The 22,595-nt window shown below is 72.1% G+C and carries 22 protein-coding genes; 10 read left to right on the top strand and 12 right to left on the bottom strand.

Going from position 1 to position 22,595, the window contains the following annotated elements; genetic code table 11:
- Window positions 1–52: 52 nt before the first annotated feature.
- Genes MTF65_RS14515 through MTF65_RS14495 form a run of 5 tightly spaced genes read right to left on the bottom strand, consistent with a single transcriptional unit; the run spans window position 53 to window position 5,034 of the window.
- Window positions 53–403, bottom strand: a complete 351-nt coding sequence (locus MTF65_RS14515) for a hypothetical protein (RefSeq protein ID WP_243629107.1) — start codon at window positions 401–403, stop codon at window positions 53–55.
- Window positions 400–2,310, bottom strand: coding sequence for an anthranilate synthase family protein (locus MTF65_RS14510; RefSeq protein ID WP_243629106.1), 1,911 nt, complete (start codon window positions 2,308–2,310; stop codon window positions 400–402). Before MTF65_RS14510 ends, MTF65_RS14515 begins: the two co-directional genes overlap by 4 nt.
- Entirely contained in the window at window positions 2,307–2,951 is a 645-nt protein-coding gene (locus tag MTF65_RS14505) for an isochorismatase family protein (RefSeq protein ID WP_243629105.1), read from the bottom strand. Before MTF65_RS14505 ends, MTF65_RS14510 begins: the two co-directional genes overlap by 4 nt.
- 46 nt (window positions 2,952–2,997) lie before the next feature.
- Complete coding sequence (locus MTF65_RS14500) at window positions 2,998–3,768, bottom strand: 2,3-dihydro-2,3-dihydroxybenzoate dehydrogenase (RefSeq protein ID WP_243629104.1); 771 nt, start codon at window positions 3,766–3,768, stop codon at window positions 2,998–3,000.
- 60 nt (window positions 3,769–3,828) lie between these two features.
- Window positions 3,829–5,034 carry a 3-deoxy-7-phosphoheptulonate synthase gene (locus MTF65_RS14495; protein WP_374207231.1) on the bottom strand — a complete coding sequence of 402 codons (1,206 nt, stop codon included), beginning with the start codon at window positions 5,032–5,034 and terminating at the stop codon, window positions 3,829–3,831.
- 219 nt (window positions 5,035–5,253) lie between these two features.
- Between MTF65_RS14495 and MTF65_RS14490 the strand changes: the two genes are divergently transcribed.
- Complete coding sequence (locus tag MTF65_RS14490) at window positions 5,254–6,210, top strand: transaldolase family protein (protein ID WP_243629102.1); 957 nt, start codon at window positions 5,254–5,256, stop codon at window positions 6,208–6,210.
- 22 nt (window positions 6,211–6,232) lie between these two features.
- Here the strand turns inward: MTF65_RS14490 and MTF65_RS14485 are convergent, their stop codons facing one another.
- Complete coding sequence (locus MTF65_RS14485) at window positions 6,233–6,961, bottom strand: methyltransferase domain-containing protein (RefSeq protein WP_243629101.1); 729 nt, start codon at window positions 6,959–6,961, stop codon at window positions 6,233–6,235.
- Window positions 6,962–7,169: 208 nt separating this feature from the next.
- On the opposite strand from MTF65_RS14485, the gene MTF65_RS14480 reads away from it, so the two are divergent.
- On the top strand, window positions 7,170–8,324 hold the full coding sequence (locus tag MTF65_RS14480) for a GAF domain-containing protein (RefSeq protein WP_243629100.1): 1,155 nt from the start codon (window positions 7,170–7,172) through the stop codon (window positions 8,322–8,324).
- On the top strand, window positions 8,207–9,124 hold the full coding sequence (locus tag MTF65_RS14475; RefSeq protein WP_243629099.1) for a CdaR family transcriptional regulator: 918 nt from the start codon (window positions 8,207–8,209) through the stop codon (window positions 9,122–9,124). Before MTF65_RS14480 ends, MTF65_RS14475 begins: the two co-directional genes overlap by 118 nt.
- Here MTF65_RS14475 and MTF65_RS14470 read toward each other — a convergent pair.
- Window positions 9,100–10,278 carry a transposase gene (locus MTF65_RS14470; protein WP_243629098.1) on the bottom strand — a complete coding sequence of 393 codons (1,179 nt, stop codon included), beginning with the start codon at window positions 10,276–10,278 and terminating at the stop codon, window positions 9,100–9,102. The genes MTF65_RS14475 and MTF65_RS14470 overlap by 25 nt on opposite strands.
- A 394-nt stretch (window positions 10,279–10,672) precedes the next feature.
- Here MTF65_RS14470 and MTF65_RS14465 point away from each other — a divergent pair, with 394 nt between their 5' ends.
- The 7 genes from MTF65_RS14465 (at window position 10,673) to MTF65_RS14435 (ending at window position 17,954) form a co-directional block, all read left to right on the top strand.
- Window positions 10,673–11,194, top strand: a complete 522-nt coding sequence (locus MTF65_RS14465) for a GtrA family protein (protein ID WP_308407167.1) — start codon at window positions 10,673–10,675, stop codon at window positions 11,192–11,194.
- A gap of 203 nt (window positions 11,195–11,397) precedes the next feature.
- Window positions 11,398–13,254 (top strand): AfsR/SARP family transcriptional regulator, encoded by a 1,857-nt coding sequence (locus tag MTF65_RS14460; RefSeq protein ID WP_243629097.1) that lies wholly within the window; start codon window positions 11,398–11,400, stop codon window positions 13,252–13,254.
- Between the two features lie 89 nt (window positions 13,255–13,343).
- Window positions 13,344–14,081: an ABC transporter ATP-binding protein gene (locus tag MTF65_RS14455; protein ID WP_243629096.1), complete on the top strand. Its 738-nt coding sequence runs from the start codon at window positions 13,344–13,346 to the stop codon at window positions 14,079–14,081.
- Window positions 14,075–16,555 (top strand): FtsX family ABC transporter permease, encoded by a 2,481-nt coding sequence (locus MTF65_RS14450; RefSeq protein WP_243629095.1) that lies wholly within the window; start codon window positions 14,075–14,077, stop codon window positions 16,553–16,555. The genes MTF65_RS14455 and MTF65_RS14450 overlap by 7 nt, the downstream gene beginning before the upstream one ends.
- 354 nt (window positions 16,556–16,909) lie before the next feature.
- Window positions 16,910–17,143, top strand: a complete 234-nt coding sequence (locus MTF65_RS14445; RefSeq protein ID WP_243629094.1) for a hypothetical protein — start codon at window positions 16,910–16,912, stop codon at window positions 17,141–17,143.
- Window positions 17,144–17,191: 48 nt separating this feature from the next.
- Window positions 17,192–17,419, top strand: coding sequence for a hypothetical protein (locus MTF65_RS14440; protein WP_243629093.1), 228 nt, complete (start codon window positions 17,192–17,194; stop codon window positions 17,417–17,419).
- A 190-nt stretch (window positions 17,420–17,609) separates the two neighbouring features.
- Window positions 17,610–17,954 (top strand): hypothetical protein, encoded by a 345-nt coding sequence (locus MTF65_RS14435; protein WP_243629092.1) that lies wholly within the window; start codon window positions 17,610–17,612, stop codon window positions 17,952–17,954.
- Window positions 17,955–18,099: 145 nt separating this feature from the next.
- On the opposite strand, the gene MTF65_RS14430 is transcribed toward MTF65_RS14435, so the two are convergent.
- The 5 genes from MTF65_RS14430 to MTF65_RS30530 form a co-directional block, all read right to left on the bottom strand.
- Window positions 18,100–18,306: a hypothetical protein gene (locus MTF65_RS14430; RefSeq protein ID WP_243629091.1), complete on the bottom strand. Its 207-nt coding sequence runs from the start codon at window positions 18,304–18,306 to the stop codon at window positions 18,100–18,102.
- 184 nt (window positions 18,307–18,490) lie between these two features.
- A complete protein-coding gene (locus tag MTF65_RS14425) occupies window positions 18,491–19,510 on the bottom strand; it encodes a UDP-N-acetylmuramate dehydrogenase (protein ID WP_243629090.1) in 1,020 nt (339 codons plus the stop codon).
- Window positions 19,511–19,524: 14 nt separating this feature from the next.
- A complete protein-coding gene (locus MTF65_RS14420) occupies window positions 19,525–20,556 on the bottom strand; it encodes a serine hydrolase (RefSeq protein WP_243629089.1) in 1,032 nt (343 codons plus the stop codon).
- A 3-nt stretch (window positions 20,557–20,559) separates the two neighbouring features.
- Window positions 20,560–21,852, bottom strand: coding sequence for a UDP-N-acetylglucosamine 1-carboxyvinyltransferase (locus MTF65_RS14415; RefSeq protein ID WP_243629088.1), 1,293 nt, complete (start codon window positions 21,850–21,852; stop codon window positions 20,560–20,562).
- Window positions 21,853–21,857: 5 nt separating this feature from the next.
- A complete protein-coding gene (locus MTF65_RS30530; RefSeq protein ID WP_243629087.1) occupies window positions 21,858–22,586 on the bottom strand; it encodes a hypothetical protein in 729 nt (242 codons plus the stop codon).
- Between the last annotated feature and the right edge of the window lie 9 nt (window positions 22,587–22,595).

The raw sequence follows: 22,595 nt of genomic DNA, 5'->3' as shown, positions 1-22,595 counted from the left end.
GCGTGCTCCTTGGTGGGATCGGTGGGGCGGAAGAAGGCGGGAGGGGGGCGGATCAGGGTTTGTTCGGGGTGGGTGGGGTGAGGGCCAGGCCTTGGCCGGAGAGGGTGGGGAGGGAGAAGACGCCCTCCACCGTGGCTTCCACGTCGAACAGGGTGCGGTGTGCGGGAGGGCGGCCGATGAGTTCCGCCGCGCGGGCGGGCAGGGGAGCGGCGGCGGCTTCGGCGGACTCCCACAGGAGCACCGCGCCCCACCGCTCGGTCTCCGGGTCGGAGATCCAGAACTTCAGGCGCAGGCCCTCGATCCCGGCGAACCGGTCGACGGCCTCGTCCCGGAGGAACGCGCGCAGCGAGGCGATGGTCTGGCCCGACCCGGCCAGTTCCCACCACACGACCGCGGCCTTCACCGGGACGACCGCTCGCGGAGCAGGCCGGTGAGGGCCTCCCCGACGATCCGCGGGCCGTCCTCGGTGAGCACCGCCTCCGGGTGGAACTGCATGGAGCGGAAGCCCCAGCCGCGCAGCGCGTGCACCTCGCCGTTCTCCGGGTCCCGGCTGACCTCGATCACGCCGATGTCGCTGTCGGCCTTCTCGCAGTCGCAGCGCGAGGCGAACGTGTTGTAGAAGCCGACCCGTTCCCGCCGCCCGAAGAGGTCGATCTCGCGCTGCACGCCCTGGTTGGGGTGTTCGCGCCGGACCAGGTCGAGGCCGAGCCGCGCGCTGAGGATCTGGTGGCTCAGGCACACGGCCAGGAACGGCCGCTCCTGGGCGAGCAGGGTGTCGATGGCCTCGCGCAGGTGCGCGATCTTCGGGTGGGCGGCGTCGCGCGGGTCGCCCGGCCCGGGGCCCATGACGACGAGGTCGTACGGCTCGAAGGCGTACGGCTCGTCGAACCGGCGGACCGTCACCCCGGCGCCGAAGGAGCGCAGCAGGTGCTCGATCATCGCGGTGAAGGTGTCCTCGGCGTCGACGATGAGCACCTCGCGGCCCACGAGCTCGGGCAGCGGGGCCTCCCGGTCGGCGTCGTCGGCCAGCCAGAACGCGGAGATGTTCTCGTTGCGCCTGCCGAGGGCCTCGCGTACGCCGGGGTGGTCGGCGAAGCGGGCCGGGCCGCTCTCGCCGAGGACCGCGAGCAGCCCCGCCGCCTTGGCGCGGGTCTCGGCGACCTCGGAGAGCGGGTCGGAGTTGCGGACCAGGGTGGCGCCGACGCCGATCTTCATGCGGCCGCCGGCGTCGATGTCGGCGGTGCGGATGAGGATCGCGGAGTCCAGGGTGCGCGTCCCCCGCCCGTCCTGGCCGATGAGGGCGAGGACGCCGCTGTAGTAGCCGCGGCCCTGGGGCTCGTACCGCTTGATCACCTGGCTGGCGCTCTCCAGCGGCGAGCCGGTGACGGTCGGCGCAAACAGCGTCTCGTGCAGGATCTCGCGCGGGTCGCGGTCGGTGCGGCCCTCGATGAAGTACTCGGTGTGCGCGAGGCGGGCCATCTCCTTGAGGTACGGGCCGACGACGCGGCCGCCGCTCTCGCAGATCCGGGCCATCATCTTGAGTTCCTCGTCGACGACCATGTAGAGCTCGTCGCATTCCTTGCTGTCGGCGAGGAAGTCGAGGACGCCGGAGAGGGTGGGCCCGGAGGCGGGGTACCGGTAGGTGCCGCTGATGGGGTTCATCACGGCCCGGCCCTCGCTGACGCTGACGTGCCGCTCGGGGGAGGCGCCGACGAGGGTGCGGTCGCCCGTGTGGACGATGAACGTCCAGTACGCGCCCTGCTCCCGCTCCAGGAGGCGGCGGAAGAACCGCAGCGCCGAGCCGACGTCGTAGTCGGAGATGTCGGCGACGAAGGAGCGCTTCATGACGAAGTTGGCGCCCGCGCCGGTGCCGATCTCGTCGGCGATGACCTTGCGGACGGTCGCCGCGTAGGCGCCGTCGTCGATGTCGAAGGCGCCGCCCTCCGCCAGGTGCACGGGAGCGTTCGGGATCCGCCACAGCACCTCGGCCAGCGGCAGCCTCCGCTGCTCGGCGATGGTCATCGCGAGCAGCGGAGCCCCGTCGTCGGGCGCCTCGTAGCCGCGTTCGGCGATCTGCCGGTACGGCACCAGGGCGAGCACCTCCTGGCGGGCGCCGGCGGAGTCCGCCCGGCCGGCCGCGCCGACCGGGCCGGCGAGGTCCGGGAGCGGGATGCCGGCCAGGGTCCGGACCTCGGCGATCTCGCCGAGGAACAGGTCGATCTCGTCCGCCCCGGTGGTCTCGGGCCGGTGCACGAGCGCGAAGGCGGGGGGCCGTTCGCCGAGCACCCGGCCCAGCAGGTCGTCCGTCATGACCGCTCCTTCGAGCCGTCGGCGGCCGTCCCGGGTTCCGGGAGGGCGCCGAGCAGCGCCTTGGTGGAGGTGAGGGTGGCGCAGCGGGCCGCCGCGTACTCCAGGGCCATGCGGTGGTCGGCCCAGGTGAAGTCGGCGACGGCGTCGCCGACGAGGAAGGGCTGGATGTCGTGGCTGAAGGCGTCCACGGCGGTCATCAGCACGCCGACGTGCGCGTACACGCCGACGATGACGAGCTGGTCGCGGCCGGCGGCGCGCATGCGCTCCAGCAGGTCGGTGTGGTGGAAGGCGCTGTAGCGCCACTTGGTGAACACCCAGTCGTCTTCGGCGGGTGCCACCGGTTCCACGACCTGGCGGTGCTCGGGGCTCGGCCGCATGCCGGGGCCCCAGAAGTCCTTGAGCAGGCCCCGCTGCCGCGGGGTCATACCGCCGGGCTGCGCCGTGTACGCGACGGGCATGCCGAGCGCGGCGCAGCGGTCGCGCAGCAGCGCGCTGTTGGCCACCAGGTCGGTGACGGGCTGCTCGCCCGCCGGGAAGGGGGCGAGGAAGAACTTCTGCATGTCGTGCAGGAGCAGGACCGCGCGGTCCGGGTCGATCGTCCAGCGCGCCGGCCCTTGGGGCAGGTCGCCGTCGGCCGGCATGGGATACGCGTCGATCGCGGGAATGTACCTGGGAGCTGTTTCGGAGTCAGACACCGAGCGCCGCACCGCCGTCCACTGTGAGGTCGTGCATCGTGATGTGCGAGGCCGCGTCGGAGAGCAGGAAGACGACGGCGTCGGCGACGTCCTGCGGCTGGGCCAGCTTGCCCAGCGGGATTCCCACCCGGAAGGTTTCGGGGTTGCCGTCGATGGAGACCAGGGCGTGGGACTCGTCCGCCCACATGGAGGTCAGCATCGGGGTGTCGGTGGAGCCCGGCGCCACCAGGTTGGCGCGGATGCCGTACTTGGCGATCTCCAGTCCGAGGCACTTGGTGAACATGGTCGCGGCGGCCTTGGAGGCGGCGTACGCGGACATGTCGGCGCGGGCCGTGCCGGCGGCGTTGGAGGCGACGGTCACGAGCGCGCCGCTCCCGCGCGCCACCATGCGGTTGACCACGGCGCGCGACATGAAGAAGACGCCGGTGGTGTTGACGGCGAAGGTGACGGCCCATTCCTCGTCGCTGAGGGTGCGGGCCTGACCCATGCGCAGTACGCCGGCCGCGTTGACGAGGTAGTCGATCGGGCCGAGTTCCGATTCGATCTCGGCCACCACCTCGTCGACCTCGGAGCTGCGGGTGACGTCGGCGGGGAAGGCCGTGACGTGCAGCCCGTCCTCGACGGCGGCCTTGGCGGACGCGCGCAGCCGTTCGGCGTTCAGGTCGACCGCTGCGACCCGGACCCCCCGGGATGCCAGCGCGCGCACGACGGCCTCTCCGATGCCACCGGCGGCGCCGGTGACCAGAGCGGTCTTTCCTTGCATGATGGGTGGACTCCTTCTCGGCCTGTTCGGCCTTCTCGGCTTCTGGGCTTCTCGGCCTTCTCAGCCGCGCCAGGCGGAGGCGACTTCGATCGCCTGCTCGGGGTTGAGCCGGGGGTCGCAGAAACTGGTGTACTTCTCGCCCAGTTCGCCGACCCGGGACCCGTTGGCGACGCATTCGTGGACGGGGTCGGGGGTGGTCTCCAGGTGCAGACCGGCCGCGACTGCGCCGTTGTCGTTGACGGCGGCCTGGAATTCCTCGACCTCGCGGATGACGGTTTCGGTGAACCGGGTCTTGTAGCCGCCCGCGCTCACGGTGTTGCCGTGCATCGGGTCGCACATCCAGACGACGGGGTGTCCCGCGTCGCTCACCGCGCGGGCCAGTTCCGGCAGCCGCTCGGCGGCGGTGCCGGCGCCCATGCGGGAGATGAGCGTCAGCCGGCCCGGCTCCCGCTTCGGGTCGAGCCGCTCGCACAGGGCCAGCAGCCGCTCCGGGGTGGTCTTCGGACCGACCTTCGTGGCGACCGGGTTGGCCAGCTCGGCGAAGAACGCGACGTGGGCTCCTTCGAGCTCACGGGTGCGCTCGCCGATCCAAGGCCAGTGCGTGGACGTCAGCAGGGTGCTGCCGTCGGGCTCGGTGCGCAGCATCGGGCCCTCGTAGTCGAGGAGCAGGGCCTCGTGGCTCGTCCACACCGGGGCCTCGGCGGCGCTGCGGCGGGAGTCGCCGTGCCAGCCCAGCAGCTCCATCACGTCACGGGCGGCGAGGTAGCCCTCGTACAGCCGGTTGGGGTCGGGGCGGCGCAGTACGGGGTCGGGCTCGGGGCTGTTGACCATGTGGCCGCGGTACGAGGGGAGCTCGACGCCGTTGACGACCTCGGTCGAGCTGGAGCGCGGCTTGCCGAACTGGCCGGCGAGCCGGCCCACGCGCAGGACGGGCTTGAACGAACGGGACTTCATGACGGCCGCGAGCGAGTCCAGGAGCGCGGCCTTGCGCGCCACGTGGCCCCGGGTGGATTCGGCCGGGTCCTCGGCGCAGTCCCCGCTCTGGATGATCTGGATCTCACCGGCGGCGGCCCGGGCGAGGAGCGCGCGCAGGGCGCGTACGTCCTCGCCGCGGACGAGGGCGGGTGCGGCCGAGAGCGTGCCGCGCACCTCCTCCAGTACGGCCCGATCGGGCCAGTCCGGCTGTTGGCCCGCGGCTAGAGCTCTCCAGTGTGCGATCTCTTGCACGTGGTACCTCCCGGTGCGAACCTGCCGACGTAGATGCACGAGGAGTCTGTGAAGCTGCCCGTGGGGCGAACCACCGGCGGCGGTCCACTTCGTCATGTGGTGGGCACTTGGTCAAGTCCCGGTGGAGTGGCCGTGGACTGGCCGTGGAGTGGCCTGAACAGGCCGTTGCATCGCGGTGCGGACGCATGAAATGGGCCGACTTGACAACAAGTTGTGCGCATTCTGTTCAGGCCTGAAGCGTCCTCCTACGCTCGCCGCATGCTGAGACAACCGGCCATCGGGCTGCTGAAGCGGCTTGCTGCCGAAGGGGTTTCGCCCTGGATGACCGTGGCCGACGGGGAGGAATTCATTCCGGGTTTTCACGGCGCGGTGGCGCCGGTTCTCGCCCTGGAAACCGTCCGCCGGGCCTGCGATGCACTGGGGAATGCCTTCGTGGAAAGCGGAGGACGGCAGGGGCGGGTTTCCGTGCCGGTGGATCCCTGGCTCGGGCACGATGCGGAATCCATGGTGTCCGCGGCCCGATCCGTTCACGGCGACGTGGGGCGGCCCAATCTGCTCATCCGCATTCCGGCGACCGGCGCCGGACTCGCCGCGCTGGAGGAGTGCCTTTCCCTGGGCATCAGCGTGCACGCGGACCTGATCTTCTCGGCCGAGCGGTACGAGGAGGTCCTCGGCGCCTATCTCGCCGGAATGGAGCGGGCCCTGTCCAGGGGGCTGTGGCTACGGCGGATCGCGGTCGTGACCTCGGTGCCGGTCGGCGTGCTCGACGCGGAGGTCAACTCCCGGCTCGCGGCGCCGGCGAACCCCGGTTCGGCGAACCCCGGGGTGACGGCCGCCGGGGCCCGGGACACGGCCGCCGTGGCGGTGGCCCGTCAGCTGTACCGGGTGCGGGAGCAGCGGCTCGGCGGTGAGTGGTGGCGGGTGCTCCGGGTGGCCGGTGCGGCGCCGCCGGGACTGCTGTGGACCGAGGTGCGGCCCCGGCACGTCAGCTCGCTCGTCGGGTGGAACACGGCGCAGGCCGTGACCAGGGGCGTACTGGAGGCGGCCGCCGCGGCGGAGCAGCTGCGCGGGGACACGCTGCTGAACGCGCATGCGGAAGCCCGCCGGGCGCTGGACGCGCTCGACGGGCTCGGGATCCGCATGGCGGACGTGGCGCGGGAACTGGAGGCGGCGGAACTCGACCGCCTCCGGCGCTCCTGGACGCTCAGGCCCTGACCTTCGCCGTGCGGCGGCCGGGTCACCGTCCGCCGGCAGGCCGGATCTCGATCAGCATGTGCTCGACCATGTCCTGGCCGTACTCGCCCTCGCGCACCCGCTGGGCGCGCAGCGTCCGCAGCTCCCGCCCGGTCTCCTCGGCGATCCGGTGGAGCGCGGGCAGGTCGCCCCGGTCGCTGAAGTGCAGCAGCGCCGACCCGGTCGGGGTGAGCCAGCGCGGCGCCTGCTCCAGGTAGCGGCGGTGGGCGCGGTAGCCGGTGTCCACGTACGCGCGCTCGTGGACCGACTTGTACTCGTAGCTCTCCGGCGCCATCACGTAGTTGGAGCTCCAGAAGACGGTGTCGAACCGCTCGTTCTCGGCCAGGCCGGAGAACAGGTCGCTGTGGACGGCGCTGAGCCGGTCGTTCACCCCGTGGCGCTCGGCGTTGACGGCCGTGTTCTCCACCGCCCGCGGGCTGATGTCGGAGCCGACGACCCGATGGAATCCGGCCAGTGCGGCCATGACCGCCGTCACTCCGGAACCGCAGCCGATTTCCAGGAAGGAGCCCCCGGCGGGCGCGGCGGCGGCCGGCTCGTTCAAGCCGAGGAATTCCAGCGCGATACCGGTGGACGGGGAGAACACGGGCGCGAACACCTCATCCAGCAGATCCCACTCACGTCCGCACATCGTGAAGAGCTTCGGCCTGTCGGGCCGGGTCAGCGACATACGGCTGCGGTGGATCGAGCGCTCGAAACTCTGGACCTGCGTCATCGGACCCCTTGTAAAGAACTTTCGGAAGAGCGCCTGGTCACGGCACTGCTCCACAGGTTTATCGTCCGGAGGCGGTCCGCCAGAAGGTGGCCCGGCAACAGAGTCGTTCACACCTGGTGGTGCCCCAGACACACTCCGCCCCATCTGACCTGGCACTCTTCCTTTTGCAGAATGTTGACCTTGAGGGGCCTTGAGGGGGGCGAATGTGATGCCGGAACGCCGACAGCCATACGCGGAAGTGTCCGGGATGCTGGAGCTGCTGGCTCGGGAGGCGCACACGGAGGAGTTCGAGCGGCTGGTCCGCTCCGCCCGTGACGCCGGGGCGGACGCGGCGGAACTCGATCAGCTGACCAGGGCGAAGGACCTCTCGCTGAGCATCCGCAGCCTGTTCGCCCGGCGCCAGCAGCGCGAGGCGGGGCTGAGCGCCCTGGTCGACACGGCACGGGACCTCACCCTTCCGTACAACCTCGACGCGCTGCTCAAAGTCATCACCCGGCGGGCCCGGCTGCTGCTGGGGCTCGACATGTCCTGGGTGACGTTCCACGCGCCCGACGAGGGCGTCTCGTACGTCCGCGCCGCCGACGGCCACACCTCGGCGATCACCGTGGGCTTCGCCGTCCCGATGGCCGGCGGCATCGGCAGGCAGGCCCACCAGCGCTCCGCGCCGTTCTGGACGGCCGACTACCTCCGCGACGAATCGTTCGTCCACTCCGATGTCATCGACGACGTGGTGCGCGCCGAGGGCCTGCACGCGCTGATGGCGGTTCCGCTGTGCCACGAGGACAGCGCGCTCGGCAACCTGTACGTCGCCGGCCGCGGCATCCGGCACTTCGACCCGGACGAGCTCTCGCTGATGAGCTCGCTCGCCGACCTCGCCGCCGTGGCCATCGAGAAGACCCGGCTGCTGGACCAGGTCCGCAACGAGGTCGCGGGCCTGGAGCTCAACACCTCCCGCGCCATGAGCTCCTCCGCCGCCGAGCACCACCTGCGCAGGGTCCACGGCAAGCTGATCGACGTGGTGCTCGAAGGCGGCGGCCTGCCCGCCCTGGCCACCGAGGCCGCCACCCTGCTGGGCGGCTCCGTGCTGATACGCGACCACGCGGCCGGGACCTGGACGCCGCCGGGGAGTTCCCCGAGCTCGACGAGAGCGAGATCCGCGCGACCTCACTGGACGCCCACACCGAACGCCGCCCGGTCCGCTCGGCGGGCGGCATCTGGATCGCCCCGGCCGTCGCCGGCCAGGAGATGCTCGGCACGCTCCTGCTGGCCCCGGACGCGCGCGGCGCGGCGGCGGAGGCCGACACCGCGCACCGCAACCAGCTCCTGGCGCTGGTGGCCCAGGTCACCGCCCTGGTGCTGCTGATGCGGCGCAGCGCGGCCGCCGCCGAGGGTCAGGTGCGCGACGAGCTCTTCAACGACCTCCTCAAGGGCAACGGGTCGGCGGCCAAGCTCGCCGAACGCGCCCGGCGCCTCGGGGTGGACCTGAACGGCCCGTACGTGGTCGTCGTCGCCCGCCCCGAGGGCGGCTCCCTGGGCCGGGCCGTCATCTGGGCGTCCTCGTACACCCACCAGCTGTCCGGCCTCAAGGGCGTCGAGGGCGGCTGCGTCGTCCTGATGCTGCCCGGCACCGACGCGGGAACGGCGGCGCGCGCCGTCTCCGACGAGCTGTCCACGGCGCTGGGCCACCCGGTGACGGTGGGCACGGCCGGCCCGGTCAAGGACCTGACGGCCATCAGCGGCACGTACCAGGAGGCCCGCTGCTGCCTCGACGCGCTGACGGCGCTGGGGGGTACGGGCGGCACGGCCTCCCCGCGCGAGCTGGGCTTCCTCGGGCTGCTGCTCTCCGAGAGCCCCAACACGGGCCAGTTCATCAACAGCACCATCGGGCCCGTACTGGAATACGACGCCCAGCAGCGCACCGAGCTCGCCCGCACCCTGGAGGCGTACTTCGCCTCGGCCGGCAGCCCGACGCGTGCCGCCGAGAGCCTGCACGTCCACCCCAACACCGTCTCGCGGCGGCTGGAGCGCATCAGCGAACTGCTGGGGCCGGAGTGGCTGGAGCCCGCGCAGGCACTGGAGGTGCAGCTGGCCCTCCAGATGCAGCGCACCCGCCGCGCCCTGCTCGGGCGACGCCACGATCAGGCCGGCCGGGCCATCGGCTGAGGGTGCGGGTCGCGGTCGCGGTACTCGGCGGACAGGACGTGCGCGGCCGAGGCGAGCGTCGTGTGCCGGTGCCAGCCACCGAACGAGCGGCCCTCGAAGTCCACGACGCCCACGTGGGTGGCGACCTCGGAGAAGTCGGTCTCGACGCGGTGCGTCAGCTTCGCCAGGCGCAGCAGCGCACCCCACGGCACCTCGGTCATGTCGGTGAGCCAGCAGCGCTGCGGCCAGCCGCTCGGGCCCGTCCACTCGCCCAGCAGCAACAGCGGCCGGTGGACTCCGGGCAGGCGTACCCGGACGCCGGCGACCAGGCTCGTACGGCTCGCCGGGCTCGCCGGGTCGCACCAGGTCACCGGGCGCCGCAGCGTCCGTACCATCCGCAGGAGCTGATGGGCCGAGGTGCCGCGGCCGTCGTGGCCGAGGACGGCCGGGGCCGCCGGGACCACGGCGGTGGAGCCGTGGACGGACGCCAGGTAGGGCATCCCGGCGGCCGCGAAGCTCCGGGCCACGGCGGCCGGGCTGATGTCCGGGAGGTCCGCGACGACCGGGCGCGGCGTGCCGCCCGTCCAGGACCGCACCTCGGACGCGGCGCCGGCCACGCACTCCAGCGGGGTCGCGGCGAGCCGCGCGTCGTCCGGGACCGGCGCGGGGCCGAGCCGGTCGCCGTCCCGCCAGTCCTCGGAGAGCGTGAGCCGCCAGGTGACCGGGCTGCTCGTCTCCTCGTTGGCGGCCCAGACGCCGAACGCCTCCTGGCTGTTGACCACTTGGCCGAGGCGGGGCACGAACCGGCGGGCGACCCCCACCGTGTGCCGGCCCGCCTTGGGTATGACGACGGGGTGCACCACCCAGGCGCGGGGGCGCAGGGTTCGCTCCAGGTACTGGGCGAGCGCGGCGCGTACCGGGTTCCAGTCCCAGGTGGAGGCCGAGATGAAGTGGTGCAGGCTCTGTTCCGCCGCGCGGTCGCCGACGTGGGTGGCGATGTTCCGCATCGACTTGCGGCCGCCCGCCGACAGCAGCCCGCGCAGGTACAGCTCGCCCTTGCGCCGCTGGTCGCTGCGCGGCAGCGGCGCGAAGATCTCCGCGCACAGCCGGCCCAGGGCCCCGTCCGGCACCCGGTGGCCGACCTGTGCTTCGTGTTCTTCGTATACGAGCTGCATCTCCACGTCTCCCCGTCGTCTGTCGGATCGCCCGCTGGATTCCACGGGCCTCCACCGTGCTGTCCGGGGCGGCGGCTTGCCCAGGTGCGCCCGTCACACACCTGGGCGGAGGAGCGCGCGTTCCGGCCACCCGGGGCGCGCGCGAGGGCTGAACGGACGCCGCTCCGGCGGGGCCGTTCGGGGGCCGGTGGTGGCGCCACCACACGGGGCGGCGCCCGGGGCGGTGGCGCCACCGACGCGTACCAGGTCACATGCCGTACGGGCGCTGCGGCGGGAGCCGGGTCCCTGAGGCGCGGAGGTAGGGGGAACCCCGAGCGCGCCCTAGGGGATCGGGGTTCGCGGATCCACCGTGAGCCCGATGGGTGGGTGCCATCCGGTCCGGCACAGTCGTGTCGTGACCTTAACCGCCTCTTACACCAGCAGCGGGACCGCCGCTCCCGAGCCCGTCGGGCCGGTGATGGCCTTCGTGCGCTTCGTCGTCTGCGGCGGCGGCGTGGGCCTGCTGTCCAGCGGCGCGCTGCTGCTGGCGGCGGGCCGGCTGCCGCTCGCGGTGGCCAACGCGGTGGTGGCGGTGGTCTCCACGGTGGTCGCCACCGAGCTTCACGGCCGGTTCACCTTCCGCGGTTCCCGCCCCGGCGGTTCCCGCCCCGGCCGCCGCGAGCACCTGCAGTCGGCGCTGACCGCGGCCGTGGGCTACCTGTTCACCACCGGGGCGCTGCTCGCCCTCCACGCCCTGGTGCCGGCGCCGAGCGCGCTGCTCGCGCAGGCCGTCTACCTGCTGGCCTCCGCCCTGGCGGGTGTCGCGCGGTTCGCGGCGCTGCGGTTCGTGGTCTTCGCCTCCGCGCCGGTACCCGAGCCGGCCGTGGCCGTTCCGCCCGTGCGGCTGGTACGTGCGTCCGTGATGGCGGTGGCGTGATGGTGCGTCAATGCTTTTTAGACCACGTGGAATTGGCGTGGTTCTGGCTCGCGTCCCGCTCAAGCGTGACTCCGGTGGCAGGCAGCTGCCACCGCAGTGTCTTGACAGAGCCGACATCTGTCCCGCGCGTGGATCGCTCCGAGAATGGTGAAGCCGTGATCCGGCGTATTTCACCGTCACTCGGGGGGGACATGAAATTCAGGTTGCTCGGACCAGTCACAGCCGAACAGGACACCGCTCGCATCGCCCTGTCCGGCACGAAGATGCACACCGTACTCGCCACGCTGCTGCTCGACCGGGGGGAAGTCGTCTCCGACGACCGGTTGACGGAGATGCTGTGGGGCTGGGAACCGCCGGCCACCAGGAACGCCCAGATCTACACCTACGTGTCCCGGCTGCGCCGCCTGCTCGGCGGCGAGGTCTCGCTCATCCGCCGCCAGCCCGGCTACCAGCTCGTCACCCACGGCGCCCAGCTCGACATCGAGGAGTTCCAGCGGCTGGCCCGCCTCGGGCAGCAGGCGCTCACCGAGCGCCGCTACCACCAGGCCGGTGAGCTGCTCCGCGACGCCCTGGACCTGTGGCAGGGCCAGGCCCTGGCCAATGTCACCCCGCAGCTGGCCGAGGCCGAGCTCCCGTACCTGGAGGAGAACCGGGCCGCCGTCCTGGAGCACCGGATCGACGCCGACCTGGAGCTCGGCAGGCACCGTCAGCTGGTCTCCGAACTCACCGACCTCGTCGGCAAGTTCCCGATGCGGGAGCGGCTGCGGGCGCAGCTGATGACCGCCCTCTACCGGTCCGGCCGGCAGGCCGACGCCCTGCACGTCTACCACGCCGGCCGCAAGCTGCTCGCCGAGGAGCTGGGCGTCGATCCGGGCTCCGCGCTGAACCTCGCCTTCCAGGGCGTGCTCAACAACGACCTGGACCTGAGTCCCGTTCCCGCCTCCGCCGCCCCGATCACCGGGGGAGCCGTGGCCGCCCCCGTCCCCGCCGTCTCCGCCCCCGCCCCTGCCCTCGCGGTCGCGGTCGCGGCCCGGGAGCGGAGCGCCGCCCCCGCCATGCTTCCCCCGGACGCGGTCGGCTTCACCGGCCGGGAGCCCGAACTCCGCTCACTGGCCGCCGCGTTGGCCCCGAACCCGGCGGGCCGGCCCCGGCGCGTACTGCTGACCGGCATGGCCGGCGTGGGCAAGACCGCCCTGGCCGTACGGGCCGCGCACGCCGCGCACGCCCACTTCCCGGACGGGCAGCTCCACGCGAGCCTGTGCCACCCCGACGGCACGCCGAAGGACCCGGGCGCCGTCCTCGTGGAACTCCTGCGCGCGCTGGGCGAACCGGGCGGCGCCGAGCAGCGCGCCGGCGACCTCACCGACCTCACCGACCTGGTCCGCCTCTACCGCTCCCGCACCGCCGGCCGGCGGCTGCTGATCCTGCTGGACAACGCGGTGTCCTGCCTCCAGGTGGACGCGCTGCTGCCCAATACGCCGGAGGCCGCCGTCCTCATCACGAGCCAGACGCCGCTGGTGACCGTCACCGGCCGGCACATCCCCGTACGGCCCCTGCCGGCGGACGACTCGCTGGCGCTGCTCGCCGAGATCGCCGGTCCCGAGCGCATCGCCGAAGAACTCGACGCGGCACGCGAGTTGGCGGCGTACTGCGGCGGTCTGCCGCTGGCCCTGCGGATCCTCGGCTCCCGGCTGGCCGTCCGCCCGCACTGGACCGTCGCACGCCTCGCGCAGCGGCTCCACGACCCCTCCTCCCGCCTGCGGGAACTGCGCGTCGGGGACCTCGACGTCGCGCGGTCCCTGCAGTCCTCCATGTGGCGGCTGCCCGAGGAGGCCCACGACGCGCTGCGGCGGCTCGCGCTGCTCGGCCGGCCCACGTTCTCCCGGGCGCTCGCGGCCACGGCCCTCGGACTCCCCGAGGAGATCGCCGAGGAGGTCCTGGAGGACCTCGCGGACGCCGCCCTGCTCGACACCACGCCTTTGACCCAGTACCGGATGCATCCCCTGGTCCGCCTCTTCGCACACGGTCTCGAAACCCGCAGGCTCGCCGAGGTCTGCTGACCCCGGCGCCGCCGTCCGCGGCCCCCGAGACGCAACCGTTCTGCCGCGCAGCGTGGAACGTCCGTCCAACGTTCGATTGAGTGGAGTAAATGAACACCAACACCGTCGAGTTGCACTCGGTGAGCCGGACCTACGGATCGGGGGACAGTGCGGTCACCGCGCTGGACAAGGTGTCCCTCTTCTTCCCCCGTGGTTCGTTCACCGCGGTGATGGGGCCGTCGGGGTCCGGCAAGTCGACCCTGCTGCAGTGCGCGGCAGGCCTCGACCGGCCGACCTCCGGCTCCGTCATCGTGGACGGCACCGATCTGACCGAGCTGAACGAGACCAAGCTGACGCTGCTGCGCCGGGAGCGCATCGGGTTCGTGTTCCAGGCGTTCAACCTGCTGCCGTCCCTGACCGCCGAGCAGAACGTGGCGCTGCCCCTGCGGCTCGCCGGCCGCCGGCCTCCCAAGGCGCGGGTGCACGAGGCGCTGAGCCGCGTCGGCCTGGGCGACCGCGCCCGGCACCGCCCGTCGGAGATGTCCGGTGGCCAGCAGCAGCGGGTGGCACTCGCCCGCGCCCTGATCACGCGTCCCGATGTGCTGTTCGGGGACGAGCCGACCGGCGCGCTGGACTCCAGCACCAGCCGTGAGGTGCTCGGCCTGTTCCGGACCATGGTGGACACCGAGAAGCAGACCGTCATCATGGTGACGCACGACCCGGTCGCCGCCTCCTACGCGGACCGCGTGATCTTCCTCGTGGACGGCCGTGTGCACGACGAGCTCGGCTCGCCCTCCGCCGAGCAGGTCGCCGCGCACATGACCAGGCTTGAGGCTGCCCCGTGCTGAGCGTCGCACTGAACACCCTGCGCCTGCGGTGGGTCACGTTCGTCGGTACTTTCGTCGCCCTCGCGCTCGGTGTCGCCCTGATCGCCACGATGACCCTGGCGATCGCCTCCACCCTCGGTGCCAAGGAGAGGGACACCGTCCGTTTCACCTCGGCGCCGGTCATCGTCCGCGGCGAGGACACCCTGCGGGTGCCCAGCCCCATCGGCGACCGCACCAAGCCGCTCGCGCAGCCGCACTCCGTACCGCGGGAACTCGCCGACAAGCTGGCCGGTCTGGGCCGCGCCGTCCCGGACCGCAGCTTCGTCGCGAGCGTCTCCGGCAGCACCTCCGGGCCGGGCACCGGCCACCCGTGGTCGACCGCTGCCTTCACCCCGTACAAGCTGACGTCGGGCCGTGCCCCGGAGGCGGCCGACGAGATCGTCGTCACCGACGGGACCGCCGCGACCGGCGCCAAGGTCAAGGTGGCCACGCCGGCCGGGGCGGCCCCCCGTACGGTGGTCGGCACGGTGGCGCCCACCGCCTTCGAGTCGGCGGTGTTCTTCACCGACGCGGCGGCCGCCGAGATCCAGCCGCGGATCGACAACGTGGTGGTGGACGCCGACACCGCCGCCGTGCGCGAGGCGGTCAAGGGCTACCCGGGCGTACACATCCTGACCGGCCACGAGCGGCGGCAGGCCGACCCGGACCCGAACGCCGACAGCGAAGCCCTGCTGGAGACGATCATCCTGCTCGGCCTGGGCGGCACCATCACCAGCTTCGTCTCCGTCTTCGTCGTCTCCACCACCTTTGCCTTCGCGGTGGCCCAGCGCAGGCGCGAGTTCGGCCTGCTGCGCGCCGCGGGCGCGACCCCGAAGCAGATCCGGCGGTCCGTGGTCACGGAGGCCACCGGCATCGGCATCCTCGCCTCCACGGCGGGCTGCTTCCTCGGCGCCTACGGGGCCTCCCGCCTGGCCCAGGTCCTGGTGGACGAGCACATCGCACCGTCCTGGTTCACCATCGGGGACTACGCCTGGCCCTACTACGCGGCCTTCGCGACCGGCCTGCTGGTCGCGCTGGCCGGCGTCTGGGCGGCCAGCCGCCGGGCCGGCCGGATCGCACCGACCGAGGCGCTGCGCGACGCCGCCGTCGACAGCCGGGTGATGACCACCGGGCGCTGGATCCTCGGCATCGCGCTGCTGGTGGCGGGCGCCGCGTTCGTGGTCATGCAGCTGATGGAGGACCCGAAGAAGGTCCTCAACCGCAAGACGTACTCCACCCAGCCGCTGTACTGGATCACGGCGTTCGCGTTCATCTCGCCCGTGCTGATCCGGCCGCTGTTCCGGCTGCTGACCTGGCTCCCGAACCGGCTTCCCGGCGCCACGGTCATGCTGGCGCGGGAGAACGCGGTGGCGGGGCTGCGGCGTACGGCCTCCATCGTGGCGCCCGTGCTGATCACCGTCGCGCTCGCCGGTTCGCTGTTCGGGGCCGGTGCCACCGTACGCGGCGCCAAGGCCGACGAGGCCGCCGCGCAGACCACGGCGGACTTCATCGTCGAGGCCCGCGGCGAGAGCGGCCTGGACCCGAAGGCCGTGGCCCGCGTCCGGGAGATCCCGGGCGTCGAGGCCCTGGCCGTGGGCTCCACCTCCGTGTACGTACTGGAGGAGGGCGTCGCGCTGATCAAGGACGAGGGGAAGGTGGCCGAACCGGCCGACCTCGCGAAGATCGCCAAGCTCCCGGTCATCGCGGGCAGCGTCGCCGACCTCGACGACCAGAGCATCATCGTCACCGAGGAGTGGCTCACCCACGAGGTCGGCAAGAACGTGGACGTCTGGCTGGGCGACGGCACCAAGGCCTCGCTGCGCGTCGCCGCGGTCATGCGCAACGGCAGCGGCAACAACGGTGTGTACGTCACGCCGAAGAACGGCACCGGTGCGGGGATCGACCGGATCGACGTCAAGCTCCTGCCGGGGGCGGACGCGGCGGACGCGGCGGCCGTGGAGGCGGCGCTGCGCGAGACCGTCGAGCCGGTGGGCGGGAAGGTCGCGACCAAGGAGCGGTGGCTGGAGGACAGCTTCCCGGCCGTCAGCCGCCACATGCGCGTGGACATCATGGTCGTCCTCGGCATCGCGATCATCTACACGGGCATCGCCCTGGCCAACGTCCTGGTGATGGCGACCTCCGACCGGGTCCGCGACCTCGCGGTCCTGCAACTGGGCGGCGCCACCAAGCGCCAGGTGCTCTGGCTGATCTCGGTCGAGACGATCCTGGTGGTCGTGGTGGGCGCGGTCCTCGGCCTGGGCGTCACGGTGCTCAACCTGCTGGGCATTTCGAGCGCGCTCGCCATCCTGAGCATCTCGGCCCCGATGGTGATCCCCTGGGCCACGATCGGCATGATGGTCGCCGCCTGCGCCGTCCTCGGCGTGGTCTCCGCGGTGATCCCGGCGATGTTCGCCCTCCGCACCCGCCCGGTCGAACTGGCGGGCATGCGCGACTGACCGGCCCCGCCACCGCTCCGCGCCACCCCCTGGTGATCTGACCACCGGGGGGCGGCGCGGCTTTCATGCCGTCGGAGCAGGTACTGCGAGCGCGCCAGCCGGCGAAGAGTTCCCCAGAGGGGGGTTGTGGCCGGAACTTTCCTTGTGTTCTGACTCACTGCGGAAACCCTTTGGGTGGGGTCCGCGGGGCACGTTACGTTCATGGCGCATGCAACTCGCTGGCCCTGACCAGGCCAACTAGGCGCGTAGACATGGCCATTCGTGCGGGACCCGTCGCAACCCGAGAGGCCGTGGGACATGAGTAACCCTTCGCACTCCACGCAGGAGACGGAGAAGCCGGGATGGTCTCTGACAATGCTGTTCTTCGGCGCGGTCTTCGCCATACTCAACCACGGCGGCACTTGGTCATGGTGGGCTCTGCTGTGGGCCCCGTTGCTCTCCATCGCTATCGGGTCCATGGCGTATGAGTGGCGGCTACTGGCCCGTCGCCAGTGGCGCATGAACGCCCTGGAGTGGGTGTTCCTTGTGACCGCCCACGTCAGCCTTGCCGCCTTGCTGGCAGGCGCCCTCGGCATCCTCAGCCGCTGACCTGATGTTGCTGCGTACGTGCTCGGTCCGGGCGCGGGATGGGGGGACGTGGCTCGGATGCAGAGGGAGGCCTTCGACCTCTCGCGGCTCCAGATGGTGGTCGAGACGTCGAGGGCACATCCCCACGGGGTCTGCGCGACGGACCGCATGACGTGTGCCGGCTGCCGCCTGTCCGCTCCGATCGCGACGCTGCACGGCGGCCCCATGGCCGACTGCCGACTCTGCGGTTACGGCTGGGCCGTCTGGCATCACCCTGTCCGCTGCTGGCAGCGGTAGGGCCCGGGCCCCTCCGGGCCGGGCGCCCGAGCTGCCGCGGGTGTGCTTGCCGCGGTCCTGATCGGGGGTGCGTCGGCCGGACCCGCGACCGCCGCTGACAGCCGGCCCGGTGGTCGGCGACGGGGTGAGCCGTTCGCGGGCACGCGCGTGCCGACCGGAGCAGCCCTGTCGCGTGCGCGAGCGTGGTGCCATGGTGATGTGGATCCGCACGTATGACGAGGCCTTGGACCTGTGGCAGTACTTCGAGGGTGATGAGGAGGGGTGGGTTCTGCGGCAAGTGGACTTGCGAGGCGATGACGGCACCCCGGTGACCGCCGCCTCCCTGGAGGAGGTACTCCGGTATCAGGAGCGCGCGGACATCGCCACTATGAGCCGGTACGAGCAGCGGTACGGCCTCGTCGCCGAGGGCAGGCTCACGGGATGGGAGGAAGCGCCGCGCGCCGGCGCGATCTCGGCCGAGGACTTCGAGAGGGTATGGCTGGACGCCCGGCGGACCCTGGGTGCCACCGCACCGCCCCCGGACACGAACAGGTGACGGCCGCCCCCGCGTCCGTCCCGGTGCTACGAGTAGACACCCGAGAGCTGTTTCGCCAGACTCCACTGACGCGCAGCGATCAGCTGGTTCCACAGCCTCCGACCCGCCTCGCGATCCCAGCCAAAGACAGGCCCGGACTAGCGGACTAGCGGTCCTCGGACGCGTTCTGGGCCGTCTGGAGGGCCTGGGCGGCGATGGTGATCGCTTCCTGGTCGTGGCCCGCCGCCTTTGCCGCACGGGCCTGGCCGAGGGACACGCGGAGCAGCTCCACAGTGTGTTCGGGCAGAGCGTTGGATGCCTCCACGATGCCTTCCAGTGCGCGGATGGTGTCGGCTGCCAGGTCCTCGGGCATCGGGCCGTCCCTCTGTTGTGGATCAAGGAGGTGCGACGGTGCCATGCCGAAGTGGACAGGGCAAGGCGGCTTGCGGGAACGGCGGTGGGTTTCCAGCGTACGTCCCCGCCGCCCCCGGTGACCTGAACACCGGGGGCGGTGCGGTTTCCACTTCGGCTCCTGCCCACCACGATCCGCAACCACGTCAGATGCGGACCGGTTCAGGATGGAGCCGGATGCCCGTCGTGGCATGGACTCGGTCGGCCATGGCCGCGAGGGCCGCCGCGAAGCCAGTGGTCGTGGCCTCCCTGCGGGCGGTGAGGGTCAGGGTCCGGCGCTTAGAGGTGTGGATGCCCGGCTGGAGTTCCTGGCCCGGGTGGTGGCCGGAGTGTTCGAGGAGCCATCCGGCGCTGGTCCGGAGCACGTTGTCGCGGTCGTGGTGCAGGGGGCCGCCCGCGGCTCGTACGGCATCGGCCTGCGTGAGGGTGACGGACGGGTTCAGGAAGACGGAGCCGGCCTGGCGGGCGTCGTCCCCGGTCTCGGGGAGGAGGAGGCCGCGTGCGGCGCGGTGGTCGAGGACGGCTGCGGCGGCTTCGGCAAGGGGCGGGCGGGTGCAGAGCGGGACGGCGAGGTGGTCGGCGAGGTGCCGGTAGCCGACGGGGGCGGCGAGAGCGCTCCGGATGAGGCGAAGGTTTAGGGAAAGGATCGTGAAGCGGCCGGGCCGGGCCTTGAAGACGGAAGTGCGGTAGCCGAAGCCGCAGGCGGCGGGCGGGAGGTCGAGGGTATGGCCGGTGCGCCAGTCGTAGGCGGTGATCCGGGTGAGGGCGTCGGCTATCTCCTGTCCGTACGCGCCGGTGTTCTGGACCGGGGCGGCGCCGGCCGTGCCGGGGATCCCGGACAGGTACTCGATGCCGGACAGGGACTCGGCCACGGTGAAGGCCACCAGGTCGGCCAACGCCTCCCCGGCCTGCGCCGTGACCTCGACCGTGCCGGGCCCGGTGTGGCTGCACGTGATGCCCCGGGTGGCCATGCGGATGACCGTGCCGTCGTAGCCAGTGTCGGCGGCGAGGGTGTTGCTGCCGCCGCCGAGGGTGAAGGCCCGGCCCGGCTCCCGTCGCACGGTGCGGGCGAGGTCGGGCCAGGCAGTGGGGTCGGTGTGGGTGAACCAGTGGCGGGCGGGTCCGCCGAGGCGGAGGGTGGTGTGGTCGGCCAGCAGTTCACCCACGGCGGGGCCTCCGGTCAGGTCGCGGTGATCGTCTTGAGGATGAGTTCACGCAGGGGCGCGATGCGGGTGCGGGCGGTGCCGTTGTGGATCGCGTTGGTGGCGAGGGCGATGTACCGGCCGGTGGCGGGGGCGAGATAGAAGCTCGTGCCGGTGAAGCCGTGGTGGTAGGCGACCATGTTGCCGCTGGCGAGGATCCAGCCCAGGCCCCGGTGCAGCCCTGGCTCGATCTCGGCGTGCGGGGCCATGCTCGCACTCAGCCAAGTGCCGAGCGGGTTGTCTGGGCGGGGGTCGAGGAGGGCTTCGGCGTAGGTGGCCAGGTCGTCGGCCGTGGAGAAGGCGCCTGCGTGCCCGGCGGTTCCGCCCATGGTCGCCGCGTTCTCGTCGTGGACGGTTCCCCATAGGCGGGGCGCCCCCGGCCGCTGCTCGGTGGGCGCGATGCGGCGTGTGGAGGGCAGCGGACCGTACGTCGTGTCGTGCATGCCCAGCTCCGCCCACAGGTCGTCGGCGAGGAGGTTGAGGTGCCGCATGTGGACATGGGCAAGGGCGTACCCGAGGAGGATGAAGCCGCGGTTGATGTAGCGGTGGCCGCCAGCCGCCGACTCCAGCGGCTCGCGTGCGATCAGCTCGTACAGCGGCCGGTCGGCCCCGGCGTAGAGGTCGAGGCGGGTGGAAGGACGAAGGCCGGAGGTGTGGGAGAGCAGCTCGCGTACGGTCACGTCGGCGCTCGGTGTCGGGCCGTCCATCAGGGGGAGGAACTCCCGTACCGGGGAGTCCAGGTCGAGCAGGCCCGTGTCCAGGGCCCTGCCGACGAGCGGCCACGTCGCTACGACCTTCGTCAGCGAGGCGATGTCGTAGACCGTGCGCTCGTCCGGGGCCTGCTTGCTGACCTCCGGGGAGATCACTCCGGCGGACAGGACGGTGCGGCCGTGGCTGGCCGTGCCGCACACCACGACGCCGCCTGGGCTCGCGCCGTCGGCGATGACCTGGCGCAGGCCGTCGTGCAGGAGGCTGGTGTCGGCGGTGGTGAACGGTAGGGCCTGGCTCATGTTCTAGTCCTCCGGTTCGGTGCTGATCTCCGCCCCCAGCGTGGCGAGGCCGTCGAGCAAGTGGCCGTAGCCGCGCCGGAGATGATGCAGGCCCCGGATCGTAGAGGTGCCGTCGGCCGCCAGGGCGGCGATCAGGAGGGCGGTGACCGCGCGGATGTCGGCGGCTTCCACCTCGGCCGCCCGCAGCGGCGTCCCGCCCCGGATTCGGATGAGGCTGCCGGTGGAGTGGATGTTCGCGCCGAAGGCCTGGAGCGGGTTCACGTGGGTGTCGCGTTGGGGGTAGATCCGTTCCCGGAGCAGGGAGGTGCCCTGGGCCTGGGTGAGCATCGCGGCGAGCTGAGGAGCGGTGTCGGTGGGCAGCCCGGGGTGAGGCCCGGTCTGGGTCTCGATGGCCGTCAGCGGCCCTGGGGCCACGTTCACGGCCGCACGCATGTGGGGTCCAGCGGCCTGGGTGAGTGTGAGGCCTGCTTTCGCGAGCGGGATCGTCAGCCCGTCGGGCAGGTTGGTGAGGTTGATGCCGTCGAGGGTGACGTTGCCGCCGGTCGCGGCGGCGGCCATGGCGACGGTGGCGGCCTCGATCCGGTCTCCGGCGATGGTGAAGGTGCCGCCGGGGATGTAGTCGGTGCCGGTGATCGTGAGACTGCCGGCATCGAAGGCGATGCCGACGCCGCGTTCGGACAGGAAGCGGGCCGTTTCGGTGACCTCGGGTTCAATGCTCGGGCTGGTGATCAGCGAGGTCCCCTCGGCGCGGGCCGCGAGGAGCATGGCCGTGACTGTGGCGCCGAGCGAGGGCCCGTAAGGGGTGTTCACGTCCACGGTGAAGGGGCGAACGCCGTGGGTGCCGGTGAACGCGCGGACCCCCGTGTCGGAGGTGATGATGTCGGCTCCGGCGGCCTGCATCGCGGCCAGGTGCCGGTCGATGAGTCGGGGGCAGAAGGCGTCGCCGCCCGGGTACGGGAAGGAGACGATGCCGGTACGGGCGAGGACGGCGGCGGCCAGGACGGCTGTCGTGCGGACCTGGTGGCCGATGGCGGGGTGGATGACCGGGCACATCTGGGCGGCCGGGCCGGTGGTGAAGGTGGAGCCGTCGAAGTCGGCGCCCATGCCGGTGTGCTGGAGGATCCGGGCACACACCCCGGTGTCCACGATGGCGGGCGCGTTGTGCAGAGTCACAGGGGCGTCGGTGAGCATGACCGCCGCGTACAGGTGCAGGGCGATGTTCTTGCTGCCCTGCACCGGGTAGTGGCCCGCGAGCGGGGTACGGCCGGTGACCTTGATGAGGGAGTCCGGGGTCATGGCGGTCACCGGGCCCGGGAGCCGGCGGGGAGGAAGCCGCCGATCTGGTTGCGGGGGTAGAGGCTGGTGCCGGGGCCGATGAGGGTTCCCGGGGAGAGGGTGGTACCGGCCGGGAGGGCGACCTCGTCGCCGATGACGGCCCCGAACTTGGTCTGCCCAGTGCCGATCCGCCGGCCGCCCAGGTTGATGGTGATCTCCTCTATGGCCGGTTCGGCGACCGGGCCGCCGTCGCAGCGCAGGCCGGTGGTGGAGCAGAACGCCCCGAGGTTGACGCGACGGCCGACCACCGAGTCCCCGATGAAGCAGGCGTGCTTGGCGAAGATGTGCCCGGCCAGCAGACTGCGGGTGATCTCCGCGTTGAAGCCGATACGGCAACCGGGCCCGACCACCGTGTGCTCGCGGATCAGGGCGCCCGCGGAGATCACGGAACCGGTGCAGATCAGTACGGGACCGAGGACCATCGCGCCCTTCTCGACGCGGGCGCCGGCCTGCACGATGACCTCGCCCTCGACGAGGGCGCCGGGCGAGATGTGGCCGTCGCGGTCGGCATTCAGGCCGGACGCGGCGGGGTCGTCGAGGTCCGCGGTCAGCAGCGGCTTGATGTCGAAGACGGTCGTGCAGCGGGCCAGCAGGCCGGTGATGTAGTCGCCCAGGCCGTCGGGGTCGAGGTAGTAGCCCGTGGTGAGCCGGATGTCCTTCGTCTCGGCGGCGGGGGGAGTGGTGATGGGGCGCACGGAAACCTC

Source organism: Streptomyces sp. APSN-46.1 (assembly GCF_022815725.1).
Lineage (GTDB): Bacteria > Actinomycetota > Actinomycetes > Streptomycetales > Streptomycetaceae > Streptomyces.
Note: the sequence above shows the minus strand (reverse complement) of the source record. Positions and strands in the feature narration are given on the sequence as shown.

What these genes read in the sequence shown, in the direction of transcription:
- MTF65_RS14510 (WP_243629106.1), bottom strand. Translation starts at nt 2,310, where the DNA reads ATGACGGACGACCTGCTGGGCCGGGTGCTCGGCGAACGGCCCCCCGCC.
- MTF65_RS14505 (WP_243629105.1), bottom strand. Translation starts at nt 2,951, where the DNA reads ATGCCGGCCGACGGCGACCTGCCCCAAGGGCCGGCGCGCTGGACGATC.
- MTF65_RS14500 (WP_243629104.1), bottom strand. Translation starts at nt 3,768, where the DNA reads ATGCAAGGAAAGACCGCTCTGGTCACCGGCGCCGCCGGTGGCATCGGA.
- MTF65_RS14490 (WP_243629102.1), top strand. Translation starts at nt 5,254, where the DNA reads ATGCTGAGACAACCGGCCATCGGGCTGCTGAAGCGGCTTGCTGCCGAA.
- MTF65_RS14485 (WP_243629101.1), bottom strand. Translation starts at nt 6,961, where the DNA reads ATGACGCAGGTCCAGAGTTTCGAGCGCTCGATCCACCGCAGCCGTATG.
- MTF65_RS14480 (WP_243629100.1), top strand. Translation starts at nt 7,170, where the DNA reads ATGCCGGAACGCCGACAGCCATACGCGGAAGTGTCCGGGATGCTGGAG.
- MTF65_RS14475 (WP_243629099.1), top strand. Translation starts at nt 8,207, where the DNA reads ATGCTCGGCACGCTCCTGCTGGCCCCGGACGCGCGCGGCGCGGCGGCG.
- MTF65_RS14470 (WP_243629098.1), bottom strand. Translation starts at nt 10,278, where the DNA reads ATGCAGCTCGTATACGAAGAACACGAAGCACAGGTCGGCCACCGGGTG.
- MTF65_RS14455 (WP_243629096.1), top strand. Translation starts at nt 13,344, where the DNA reads ATGAACACCAACACCGTCGAGTTGCACTCGGTGAGCCGGACCTACGGA.
- MTF65_RS14445 (WP_243629094.1), top strand. Translation starts at nt 16,910, where the DNA reads ATGCTGTTCTTCGGCGCGGTCTTCGCCATACTCAACCACGGCGGCACT.
- MTF65_RS14435 (WP_243629092.1), top strand. Translation starts at nt 17,610, where the DNA reads ATGGTGATGTGGATCCGCACGTATGACGAGGCCTTGGACCTGTGGCAG.
- MTF65_RS14430 (WP_243629091.1), bottom strand. Translation starts at nt 18,306, where the DNA reads ATGCCCGAGGACCTGGCAGCCGACACCATCCGCGCACTGGAAGGCATC.
- MTF65_RS14420 (WP_243629089.1), bottom strand. Translation starts at nt 20,556, where the DNA reads ATGAGCCAGGCCCTACCGTTCACCACCGCCGACACCAGCCTCCTGCAC.
- MTF65_RS14415 (WP_243629088.1), bottom strand. Translation starts at nt 21,852, where the DNA reads ATGACCCCGGACTCCCTCATCAAGGTCACCGGCCGTACCCCGCTCGCG.